This is a genomic window from Lysinibacillus sp. Ag94, from assembly GCF_023242215.1.
Lineage (GTDB): Bacteria > Bacillota > Bacilli > Bacillales_A > Planococcaceae > Lysinibacillus.
Genome location: NZ_CP096780.1, coordinates 3,156,794 through 3,169,018 on the forward strand (window position 1 = coordinate 3,156,794; position 12,225 = coordinate 3,169,018).

A 12,225-nucleotide genomic window follows, 5' to 3' on the forward strand; every position below is an offset into this window, starting at 1 on the left:
TAAATAGTGTTCTTTCTTAGTATGTATGATGTCGTGAAAAAAAACAAATGGAGTTGACTCAAATTTTGAGCAACCCCATTTTTCATTAACTGAAATGAAAATAAATAAATTGTAGCTGTACCGATTACGATTAAACGCTTTCAGTACAGCTACTTTTTTAGACTATTTTAGAGTTGAAATGTACTTAGCGATTGCTTTCGCTTCCGCTTCGTTTTTCATACCAGGCGTCATTGGAGTTCCTGGGATTCCGTTTGTTAAAACATCTACGATACGAGCTTCATCTTTGCCGTGTAGATTTGGACCCATACCACCAGTTAAGTCAGTACCATGACAACTAACACAAGATTGTACTAATGCAGAGTCATCAGTAGCTTCTGTTTTTTCGCCACCACCCTCTTTTTCAGCAGTGATTTCCTTTTTGTTCTCTGCGCCCATTAAAGACATAAAGAAAATAAGACCAATACCAAATGCTAAAATTAAGATGTAAGGAACGACTGGATTGTTTTTCATATGTTTCCCCTCCTCATTGTAAATCTACTTCTATGATAATATAGAATCAGTCAACATCTAATATTGTACTTCATTAACCATAAAACGAAAAGCCTATTCGCTAAGTTTTCCTTTGTTTGTAACAATTTCGACATTTCTGTAACTATTGGATAAAATATGTCTTGAAATCCCCAATATCTGGACTTATGAACGATTTCCTTCCACGCTGTTATCTTTCCTCTCTTTGCACAGTCATATACCAAGAAAATCAAAATTTCTTTATGTAATCATCCATTCGCTAAATAAGCTATACGATTATAGTCTTCATCAACATAGTGTAGGCTCCATTACAGACCTAATTTTAAAACAAAAAAGAATCCGTTAGCTATTGGAAAGCAAACAGATTCTTGTCTTTGTCAGCGAAACTATTTTACAAAATGAGTTCCAATCAAACGTTTATGATATAGTAGCTAATCAATGCCAGAAAACCTAGGACACCTGAGACCGTAAAATAAAGTAGCTTCATTTTTAAACCTGACCAAAGCCAAACCCCACAGTTTGCTGCAATCAAGCAAAACAATGCACTATTATTGCCATTAAAATATGTAGTGTAAATTCGAATAGACATACTAAATAATAAAATAGCACCTAACAAATGAAAAACAGGGGCTAGAAGATCATTTTTTCTTGCCATTCGAAATGCCGTCAAAAATAATATCACTGCAGCTATGCCAACGACAACCGTTAAAATTATCATTAAGGACGATATTGTAAAATAAATAGACAGCAACGTAATCATTGCAATACATATACCTGCAATTATAAGTAGTAGCCTTCTCTTTTCTGAAGGGAATATAGCCTGTTTATGATGTACTGGTTCTAACTCCTCTATATCTGACCCCTCTGCATATAGAGCCGCTAAAAAATCACAGTAATGCTCTGGTAATAGCTTATTTTGCTTCCAAAACAAAATCTCATTTAAAATTATTTTTTTTCGAGGATTTGTCATAGTGTATACTCCAAACATTGCTTAATAATGGTTGTTATTCCAATTTTATCTTAAAATTGTTAATAACACATCTGTATAAAGTAGCAAAAAAAATCAAGATTGACTCATGATAATTACTCGCTATAACATTTATCGAAAAAATATTTACTATGTTTAGTAGGTTCTAGGGAAAATGATGAAAATTTTGCGTGGGTATTTACTTACGTTCACACGTATTCTCCTATTTCATGCGAATATAATAGTAGCCTAAAAAAAGGGCAATCCAATTAGTCATTACTAATTAGATAGCCCAACTGTTTGTCTTTATTCTAAGAAGTCTTTTAAACGTTTGCTGCGAGAAGGGTGACGTAGCTTTCTAAGAGCCTTCGCTTCAATTTGGCGAATACGTTCACGTGTTACACCAAATACCTTCCCTACCTCTTCTAATGTACGTGTGCGACCATCATCTAAACCGAAACGTAAGCGAAGGACATTTTCTTCACGGTCAGTTAATGTATCTAGCACATCCTCTAATTGCTCTTTTAACAATTCATAAGCTGCATGGTCAGATGGAGATTGAGCTTCTGAATCCTCAATAAAGTCTCCTAAATGTGAATCATCTTCTTCTCCAATTGGTGTTTCAAGAGATACTGGTTCCTGTGCAATTTTTAAAATTTCACGTACTTTTTCAGGTGTTAAATCCATCTCCTCACCAATTTCTTCTGGAGATGGCTCGCGACCTAAGTCTTGTAGTAATTGGCGTTGTACACGAATTAATTTATTAATGGTTTCTACCATATGCACTGGAATTCGAATTGTACGTGCTTGGTCCGCAATTGCACGTGTAATCGCTTGGCGAATCCACCATGTTGCATAAGTAGAGAATTTAAAACCTTTACGGTAGTCAAATTTCTCAACAGCCTTGATAAGACCCATATTCCCCTCTTGAATTAAATCAAGGAATAGCATTCCACGGCCAACATAGCGCTTTGCAATCGATACAACAAGACGTAAGTTCGCTTCAGCTAGGCGTTTACGTGCTTCTTCGTCACCTTGCTCAATACGCTCAGCTAAGGCAATTTCTTGCTCGGCAGAAAGTAAATCAACTCGACCAATTTCTTTTAAATACATACGTACAGGGTCATTTATTTTAACACCTGGTGGTACACTCAAATCATTTAAATCAAAAGTCTCTTCGTTTGCTTCTTCTTTCATTAAGCTTTCTTCTTCAAACTCTTCTTTTCCAATGATTTGAATGTCTTTAGCCTTTTCAAGATCCTCAGCAAAGTGGAAAATCTCTTCGTTCTCCAATTCATAAGGCGCTAATTTCTCTGAAATTTCTTTCATAGAAATTTCACCTTCTGTTTTTGCTTTTTCTTGTAGTATTTTTTTTGCTTCATCTAATGTAATTTCTACTTCTACCTCTTTTGAACGTTCTGACTTGTCCGCCATAAACCTTCCTCCTTCTAAACAACCGAATCGGGTTAAATCGCCGATAACGATTTTCTTAAATGAATAATCTGTTGGGCGATTTCAAGTGCACGCGCATACTCATGCATCTTCTCCGCTTCCTTTGACTCATGCATCTTTTGTTGAATTTCTTGCTCAATTCTATATTTTTGCAGCTGACGTATGGAGTCTGTGACCTCTGCATCTGCTTGGTCGGGATCTCTTTCCGCTAATGCCGCTTCCATTACAATCTTGCGTAATTCAGCGTCATCTAATATCTCAACAAAACGCTGATAATCAGGATGACCATATTCCTCATAAAATCCTACTAAGCGAACAAAAACTGCCATATAAGCATCTCGTACAAATGGATCTTTTTGCTCACTACGTAATACCCTGTCCACTACATCTATATTATGAAGCATATGAGCCAGTAATAAACGTTCGGCACGTTCAGCTGCGTCCATAGGCTTATGTTGCTGAGTGACCGGCATCGAAGGCGTTTGAACAGGTATTTCTACTTTTGCAGAACGAACCTGATTGGCCTCTAGCTTTCGGAATTGAGCATAAATCGCTTCTTCCGAGATGTTTGTTTCTTTCGATAGCTGTCTTATATACAAATCTCGTTCAACTGGTGATGATCTACCTACCAGTTGTTCAAGAACTTCTTGAATATATTGAAGCGTATCATTTTCAAACTGAAAGTTCTTATTTCGTCTAGCATGCATCATCATAAAAGCAATATACGCATGAGGGTTTTCCAAAATTTGTTCTTTAAAGGCTTGTCCACCTAAACTACGAATGTATTCATCGGGATCTAGCTTATCTGGTAACACCGCAATATTGACTTTCATACGTTCCGTTTGAAGTAACTGTGCTGCTCTTTTCGCCGCATCAAACCCGGCATTATCACCGTCATAGCAAATCGTAATCTGCTCTACTAAGCGCTTTAGCTTTGTGATATGCTGATTCGTAAGCGAAGTGCCCATTGTTGCTACAGCATTCGTTACACCTACAGAGGTTGCTGCTAAAACATCCATAAACCCTTCCATCAATACTACTTGACGATTTTTTCTAATCGAGGTTCGTGCTTTATCTAGGTTATATAGCACTTCACTCTTTTGAAAAATTGGTGATTCTGGACTATTTAAATATTTTGCCTCTTCACCAGTAGATGCAAGGATTCGTCCTGAGAATGCTATAATCTTTCCGTTCTCATCACGAATGGGAAACATAATACGCCCTCTAAAACGATCAAAATAGCGTTCTTCCCCTTCACGCTTGATTACTAAACCACTTTCCGCGATTTCTTGTAAGTTATAACCTTTTCTTTCAAGCAATATCGTTAATGCATCAAAGCTTGGAAGAGACCATCCAATGCTATTAGATTCTATAAGTTCCCTTGTAAATCCTCTTTCTAGCAAATAATTTAAAGGTTCTTCACCATCTTCAGTATTTAACAGTAAATGATGAAAAAAATCTGCTGCAAAAGCGTGAGCTTCTTTCATCCTTTCTTCCGCTTTAGATACCTTTTTCGTTACTTCAGGTAAACTTGGCCCAATATCTAACTGTATGCCAGCACGTTCACCAAGTTTCACGACAGCGTCAGGAAAAGAAATACCTTCTATATCCATAACAAAAGTAATAGCATTACCGCCTGCACCACAACCAAAGCAATGGAAAATTTGTTTGTCTGATGACACAGAAAAAGATGGCGTTTGTTCTCCATGAAATGGACAGAGCCCAAACCAATTGCGCCCACGCTTTGTAAGCTGCATGTATTCGCTTATGACATCAACAATCTCCGATTGTGAGCGAATCTGTTCAATCACTTCTTCAGGAATCTTCCCTGCCAAATCTTATCACCATCTTTTAAATTACGTTCTAAAACACAATTCGCTATCCGATTTAAAAATCCTTTATTTCTCGACAAAAAAATAGGATTTTTCTCTTAATAAATATTTTTACCACAATTTTATTATTATAAAACAAAAATTAGTTTTTATCTATACTATTTTCAAAACCGACTCAAAAAAACCGCCTCTATACATGAGGTGGTTTATATCATACGTTGCTTATTTACAGTTCGAGATATGCTCAATAATGACGTTCGCTGTTTCCTCAACAGCTTTATTTGTCACATCAATAACCTTACAACCGATTGTAGCGACAATTTTTTCAAAATGTTGGATTTCTTCTAATATTCGATTATGCTGCGCATAGATAGCATCATCATTCAACCCAAGAGACATTAGTCTCTCTTTTCTAATTGAGTTTAATTTATCAGGAGAAATAATTAAACCAAAACATTTTTTCGGATCAATTTGTAATAGTTCTTCTGGTGGCTCCACTTCTGGTACTAAAGGTACGTTCGCCACCTTATAGCGTTTATGTGCTAAATATTGTGATAAAGGTGTTTTAGAGGTACGTGAAACACCGACTAACACAATATCAGCCTGTAAAAGACCACGTGGATCTCTACCATCATCATATTTTACTGCAAATTCAATAGCCTCTATTTTTTTAAAATAATCATCATCTAGCTGGTGAACAATTCCTGGTGCTTCTAATGGGAATTCTTCCACAAATGTTGTCATTGTTTTTAAAGCAGGCCCTAAGATGTCGACAGCATAGACATTTTCATGCTCACACAGTTCATGTAATAACGATCGCATCTCCTGGCGAACAAGCGTGTATACAATAAATGCATTCTGTTTCGCTGCAAGGCATACAATTTTCCGAATGAGCTCTTCTGATTGTATATGAGGAAAACGGCGAATTACTGTGTTTTCCAAACTAGGTCGAAACTGGCTAATAACCGCTTTCGCTACTTGATCACCAGTTTCACCGACTGAATCAGATACAACAAAAACCCGTAGTCTTTTCATGCTGCTCTCCTTCAACTATTTAGTCATTCTGTGCCAGCGATAAGAAAGCTCGTGTAATCGTTGTTTTTGTAAGACGACCAACGATTTTCAAACCACCTTCTTGTGGCTCTACTACTGGTAGCGAATCAACTTCTCGTTCTATTAGTTTATTCGCTGCAACAACTAAAGAATCTGCTCTTTCACAGTACGAAATATTTGGCATTCGTGTCATAATTATATGTACAGGAATTTTGTTTAAATCCTGCGTGCCAATACTTGTTCTTAGTAAATCTTTTCGAGAAAGTACCCCTGTTAAAAACTCATTTTTATCTACAACAAAGAGTGTTCCAACATCCTCTGAAAACATGAAACAAATCGCATCGTAAACAGTCATTGTTTCCGGTACAACAACTGGCCCTGAATGGAAATCTTTCACTTTTAAATTGTTAATACTATCCGTTAACGTAACGGATGCTTTTTTACCTGAATAGAAATAGCCAACACGAGGTCTAGCATCTAAAAAGCCCGCCATTGTGAGTATTGCTAAATCTGGTCTTAAAGTTGCTCTTGTCAGATTGAGACGTTCTGCAATATGTTCGCCTGTGATTGGGCCGTTTTCTTTCACAATTTGTAAAATGTCTTCCTGACGTTTATTGAGTTCGATTGGACTCACCGCCTCAAATCTAATAGTGTTATACTTATGCTCCAATTATTATATACTATTTTAATAATTATTGCGAAGAAAAGAACTACATGCTACAATATTGACACATACGCTTGCTCTAAATGTATTTTCGAGCGATTTGCGTTTTATAGGCGATGATAGGAAAAAAGTATCTGTTCCACTTTAAAGCGAGTAGAAGATGGTGAAAGTCTACATAGTAACAGAGAAAAGGCACTCCTTGAGCTAACTTTTTTGAAAAGAGGTTTTAAACAACGCGTTTAAAACAATCAGGGTGGAACCGCGGGTTTTAGCACTCGTCCCTGGGCATTCATTGTGCCCGGAGACGGGTGCTATTTTTAATTTAGTCCTACCTAAATTAAAAAAATCTCTAGCGAATTGCATAAATTCGCTAAAACAAAATCAATGTTCACTCTGTGAAAACTATGAAGGAGGCTATTTTTTATGGCAAACAAATCAATGGAAACAATCGTATCTTTAGCGAAGCATCGCGGCTTTGTCTTCCCTGGTTCTGAAATCTACGGAGGCTTAGCAAACACTTGGGATTACGGTCCACTAGGTGTTGAATTAAAAAACAATGTTAAAAAAGCGTGGTGGCAAAAGTTTGTCCAAGAATCAGAGCACAATGTTGGAATAGATGCTGCAATTTTAATGAACCCAAAAGCTTGGGTTGCTTCTGGTCACGTTGGCAACTTTAATGACCCAATGATTGATTGTAAAGCATGTAAAGCGCGCCATCGTGCTGACAAAATCATCGAGGACGCTGCGCTCGCAAAAGGCGATGAAATCATTGTTGATGGTATGACATTTGATCAAATGAAAGAAACGATGATTAAGTATGACGTAGTGTGCCCGGATTGTGGTAAAGCTGATTTTACAGATATTCGTCAATTTAATTTAATGTTTAAAACATTCCAAGGTGTAACAGAATCTTCTACTAACGAAATTTATTTACGCCCAGAAACAGCACAAGGTATTTTCGTGAACTTTAAAAACGTACAACGTTCAATGCGTAAACGTACACCATTCGGTATTGCACAAATCGGTAAATCATTCCGTAACGAAATTACACCAGGTAACTTCACTTTCCGCACACGTGAATTTGAACAAATGGAACTTGAATTTTTCTGTAAGCCTGGAGAAGACCTTGAATGGCACGCATATTGGAAAGAATTTTGTAAAAATTGGTTATTAAATTTAGGCATGAAGGAAGATTCTATGCGTCTTCGTGATCATGAAGAAGACGAATTGTCTCACTACTCAAATGCTACAACTGACATTGAATTTAAATTCCCATTCGGTTGGGGCGAACTATGGGGCGTAGCGGATCGCACAGATTTCGATTTAAAACAGCATATGGAGCATTCTGGTGAAGATTTCACTTACATTGACCCAGTATCAAACGAACGTTATGTTCCATATTGTATCGAGCCTTCTTTAGGTGCAGACCGTGTAACATTAGCATTCCTTTGCGATGCTTATGACGAGGAAGAGCTTGAAGGCGATGATAAGCGTACAGTGTTACGCTTCCACCCTGCTCTAGCACCATTTAAAGCTGCAGTTCTACCACTTTCTAAAAAGCTTTCGGATGAAGCTACAGATGTTTGGGCAGAGCTTCGTAAATCGTTCCCAGTTGACTTTGACGAGTCACAATCAATCGGTAAACGTTACCGTCGTCAAGATGAAATTGGTACACCATTCTGTATTACTTACGATTTTGACTCAAAAGAGGATGGTCAAGTTACAGTTCGTCATCGCGATTCAATGGATCAAGTTCGTATGCCAATTACAGATGTGAAAGCATACATCGAAAAACATCTTCAGTTCTAAAATTCATCAGTATATAAAGAGGGAGTCGCATTTTAAGCGACTCCCTCTTCCTTATGTCTTTAATAATGAAAACAAGCGCTCTTGCATTTTCTCCTCAAATGAAAACCTTTTCATATTCATGCCTAGTAAGCTAATAAGTAGTTCCTCAATATCTACAAGCGAATAAAAAAGGAATGTTCCTTCTCGCATCGTGCGAACTCTCTTATCAACTGTCAGCTCTTCCCCAATAAAGTACGCTACATTTACGTTACAATGTTCCATTAATTGCGTAATGCTCAGGTCATCATCTGGATTAATAAAGAACGGCACAATTTTATCAATATACAAAATACTTTGCACAAGTTTAATAAAGAAATTTTCACGTAGTGAAGTTTCCACAACTAAGATTGTTGTTTTCTCATGCTGATAATCCATATACAATATATGTAATTGCTCTTCTAACAGTTTCTTTAATATAGTAATAGAGTTCCTGTATTTTTTCACATCTGTTTGAATTTCCCTTGTTAATAAACGTAGAATTCGAAAGGCAGGTAAAAATATTTTTAAAATAATTTCTTTAGGATGTAAATGATCTATTAATTTATTAAAGTAGACTCTTAAGCCATTTTCGTCACAACGAATTAATTGTTCTATAAATAAATTAAAAATTTCTTCAAAGCTGTTCGCACGATAATCAATCATTTTCGCAATTTTCACATTATAATTTAAAGGTAAAATCATTGACTTTTGTTCATCCAACAACTTAACTTTAGGCAACGTGGGGAATAAATCATAGACAAGTTCTACTTGTGCACTTCGATTATTTGATAATTGAACGACCGAGTTAACAGGATAAATCCCTAAGCACTCTACAAATTTGTGCATAAATTTCTCGTTATATAAATGTCGATCACGATATAAAACAGCTAATGCATCTGTTGCAGCATATCCCGAATGATATACACGCTTTGATGTCATAGCTGAATAAACATCTATAATTTGCAGTAATTGAACTCCTTCACGCATATCATCCTCACAAAGCTGATTCGGATAACCTTTACCGGCAAAGCGTTCATGATGATCACGTGCTAAATAGGCAATATCCTCTTCCCCATTTTCTAAGAGCAATTCATAACCTTTAGTCGTATGAGTTTTAACAATGTCAAACTCATCTTCTGATAATTTTCGTTTTAAATTTAGTATTTCTTGCGGGATAAACACCTTCCCAATATCATGGAACAAATAACCCCTTGCTAGCGTTACAATATCCGTTAAACCTAAATAACGTGCAAAGATAGTTCCTAAAACGAAAACATCAAATGAATGAACAAAGGAATACTCATCCCATTCCTTTAAGCGCATAAGTAATTCATAGCGATGTTTTTTTTCTAAAATTTGTGCAAAAACACCTTGTACATAAGTAGTATCTTGGATACTTTTTAAAATTTGACCATAGCGCAATTCATGCACAGCATTTTCTAATGTAGTCATAAAAAGGTTATTCACCTTATCTTTATACTCCTCTACGTCATCCTTCTTATCGAGTAGTGGTGCAAATATATCCAAGCAATCCTTTGTACGCTGCATACTTAAATCATGAACAATTCGGACTGAATTAGTTGGTAAATATACAGATAGTTCGTCTACTTTTCTAAGCTTAAGTAAAGCAATAATTCGTTCCGTTAAAACTAAATCTTTTTTAGCGAGTAAACAATAATCAGAAAAAATATCTTCAGCTAAAATATCATTGGCTTCAACTTCATCAATACTTAACGTCACTTTTCTTAGCATATTTTCTGCCACATATGCAATATCCAAGCAATATGTGACTCCCTCCTTCTTCGATAGACTGCGTTGTTCATCAATTATGCCTCGGCATACTTGCGTTTTGGAGGCTTTAACTTCTTTCAACGGATGTTTGGACATACGCTGAAAGAAGTTAAAGATCATCTATTTTTACAATATCATAGATTAAAATGGCTTTTCAACTAGTTTATGGTATACAAATGAATCGTTATTACTATGTTTATGTTAAAAAACTAACCAAAATTCGGTAATTTATATCCAATTCATTCTTTTAATAACAGCTATTAACAACCATAAAAAAGATATAAAATCCTATACAATAGAACTAAAAGCATATTTTTATAATTTATAGTTAAATTTATATCACAAATATTATTTGTCCTAATACTACTAGATTTCCATTCAAGAAAATTTTACATTAGGAAACGTTGAAATCATTTATATATTTTATCTCACCTAAAATACGTCCCAATCGATAAGGAAATGATATCTAATATTTGTTGATGAACAAGCATTTTATCCATGTTAATTTTTAACATCATATAATTCCCTCTATTCTCATCTTCATCATTTTGATATAAATAAAGTATTATAGTTAATCTTAAATGTTAAATAACAATAATTTAACAATCCATGGAGATTCCAACCTATTTAACAGAATGGTCCTAGCTATAAAAATTTTTTATGTACTTTGGAGGAATTTTTTTTGAAAAGCAATCGTTTTTATCACATCGCTATGGCATCAGCACTAGCAACAAGCGCTATTGTCATTGCACCCCCAGCACATGCTGCATCGGTATTCTCTGATGTGAAAAATGTGTCATCTGAAGAAGGTCAAGCTATTATTAACTTAGCTCAACGTGGCATTATATCAGGCTACCCCGATGGCACTTTTAAACCTGAGAATTCAATTACTCGTACACAAGCTGCGAAAATTTTAGCTGGTATTTTAAAGCTAGATACGGTTCATGTAAAAAATCCAAATTTTAAGGATATAAAACCCGGCGATCCAAATTACGGCGCGATTGCTGCTTTAGCAAATGCAGGTATTATTAGCGGAACTAATGGCTATTTCAACCCAACTAAAAATATTACACGTGGACAAATGTCAAAAATGATTGTGAAAGGTTTTAAATTACCAATTACAAACGGCATTTACATTCCTTTCGATGATGTCGACGAAGGTAGCGAATACGAACCATATATAAAAACACTTTTTGCCAATAGCATTACAAAAGGTACAACGCCTACTACCTTCGGACCACAAACTAATGTAAAGCGCTCCCAGTTAGCACTTTTTGTTGTACGTGCTGAAAAAGCTCAAGGCAACGTCACAATTTTTGCTAGCCAATTTAAGCAAGACTATATCTTTGCTTCTTATGGCGGCATTAACCCTGCAGAGGATATCTTTACATGGGTTGAAGATGAAGAAGATTATATGACAGAGTCCATTACAATTAAACCGCTTAAAGAAGGCACAGGAAAATTAGTTATTACGGGCTTTAAAGAGGATACGGAAGAATTTACCGAGGTCTATTACTTAGTAAATGTGAAGAAAGTAAACGGAAAGCTACAAACAACGCTTCAAAAAGTGAAAGAAGAGGATTATGCAGAAAACTTACCGCTAGACTTGATGGAAAGTAATTTAAAATTTGTTCCTACTAAGGTAAGTATTCAAACTGCAGATGGTCAAGCTTTATCTCCTGAATTATATAATTTTAAATCAACGAATAATTCTGCTACACTTTCTATCTTTAAAAATGGTCAATATATGCTTACTTTCACTAACGGTACTCAACAACAAACAATGGCTGCTGATGTCAATACATATGATTTCGTGCGTAGTATTGATTTGTATCAAGTTACAGATGAGTTAACGTTTTCAAGTAGCGATCTATCGTTCGAGCCAACACATGTTGCCTTAGAAAAATTTAATTCTGAGCCAGCTGCTGTGAAAGCGACAATAAAGGATAAGAAAGTAAATGTTACACCATTAGCAGAAGGTACATCTATTTTACATATAACAGGTAAAAATGGTGAAACTGCTTATCTATATATTGATTTTCTAAAAATCGCTAATAAATGGGCTGCTTCTTACGAGTTCTTGGAAGATCCAGAAGAATATTAATATATTG

9 protein-coding genes are annotated in these 12,225 nt (G+C 35.7%); 2 read left to right on the plus strand and 7 right to left on the minus strand.

The annotated features are described in order from the left end of the window. Positions 1–162 precede the first annotated feature (162 nt). The 6 genes from MY533_RS14630 to MY533_RS14655 all read right to left on the minus strand — a co-directional run bounded on the left by MY533_RS14630 (position 163) and on the right by MY533_RS14655 (position 6,466). Entirely contained in the window at positions 163–510 is a 348-nt protein-coding gene (locus tag MY533_RS14630) for a c-type cytochrome (RefSeq protein WP_132356812.1), read from the minus strand. Positions 511–937: 427 nt separating this feature from the next. Beyond that, positions 938–1,498 (minus strand): hypothetical protein, encoded by a 561-nt coding sequence (locus tag MY533_RS14635; RefSeq protein ID WP_248716549.1) that lies wholly within the window; start codon positions 1,496–1,498, stop codon positions 938–940. A gap of 303 nt (positions 1,499–1,801) precedes the next feature. Further along, complete coding sequence (gene rpoD, locus MY533_RS14640; RefSeq protein ID WP_049663796.1) at positions 1,802–2,929, minus strand: RNA polymerase sigma factor RpoD; 1,128 nt, start codon at positions 2,927–2,929, stop codon at positions 1,802–1,804. Positions 2,930–2,961: 32 nt separating this feature from the next. Then, complete coding sequence (dnaG, locus tag MY533_RS14645) at positions 2,962–4,782, minus strand: DNA primase (protein WP_248716550.1); 1,821 nt, start codon at positions 4,780–4,782, stop codon at positions 2,962–2,964. Between the two features lie 219 nt (positions 4,783–5,001). Then, complete coding sequence (locus tag MY533_RS14650) at positions 5,002–5,814, minus strand: pyruvate, water dikinase regulatory protein (RefSeq protein WP_248716551.1); 813 nt, start codon at positions 5,812–5,814, stop codon at positions 5,002–5,004. A 19-nt stretch (positions 5,815–5,833) separates the two neighbouring features. Beyond that, on the minus strand, positions 5,834–6,466 hold the full coding sequence (locus tag MY533_RS14655; protein ID WP_248716552.1) for a transcriptional regulator CcpN: 633 nt from the start codon (positions 6,464–6,466) through the stop codon (positions 5,834–5,836). Between the two features lie 453 nt (positions 6,467–6,919). On the opposite strand from MY533_RS14655, the gene MY533_RS14660 reads away from it, so the two are divergent. Beyond that, positions 6,920–8,305 carry a glycine--tRNA ligase gene (locus MY533_RS14660; protein ID WP_132356817.1) on the plus strand — a complete coding sequence of 462 codons (1,386 nt, stop codon included), beginning with the start codon at positions 6,920–6,922 and terminating at the stop codon, positions 8,303–8,305. Positions 8,306–8,356: 51 nt separating this feature from the next. Here MY533_RS14660 and MY533_RS14665 read toward each other — a convergent pair whose 3' ends face one another. Further along, entirely contained in the window at positions 8,357–10,102 is a 1,746-nt protein-coding gene (locus tag MY533_RS14665; RefSeq protein ID WP_248716553.1) for an HD-GYP domain-containing protein, read from the minus strand. A gap of 694 nt (positions 10,103–10,796) precedes the next feature. Here MY533_RS14665 and MY533_RS14670 point away from each other — a divergent pair. After that, positions 10,797–12,218, plus strand: a complete 1,422-nt coding sequence (locus tag MY533_RS14670) for an S-layer homology domain-containing protein (RefSeq protein ID WP_248716554.1) — start codon at positions 10,797–10,799, stop codon at positions 12,216–12,218. The last annotated feature ends 7 nt before the right edge of the window (positions 12,219–12,225 follow it).

Bases quoted from the DNA above. Each gene is read 5' to 3' on its own strand.
- rpoD (WP_049663796.1), bottom strand. From the start codon at position 2,929: ATGGCGGACAAGTCAGAACGTTCAAAAGAGGTAGAAGTAGAAATTACA.
- MY533_RS14660 (WP_132356817.1), top strand. From the start codon at position 6,920: ATGGCAAACAAATCAATGGAAACAATCGTATCTTTAGCGAAGCATCGC.
- MY533_RS14630 (WP_132356812.1), bottom strand. From the start codon at position 510: ATGAAAAACAATCCAGTCGTTCCTTACATCTTAATTTTAGCATTTGGT.
- MY533_RS14635 (WP_248716549.1), bottom strand. From the start codon at position 1,498: ATGACAAATCCTCGAAAAAAAATAATTTTAAATGAGATTTTGTTTTGG.
- MY533_RS14650 (WP_248716551.1), bottom strand. From the start codon at position 5,814: ATGAAAAGACTACGGGTTTTTGTTGTATCTGATTCAGTCGGTGAAACT.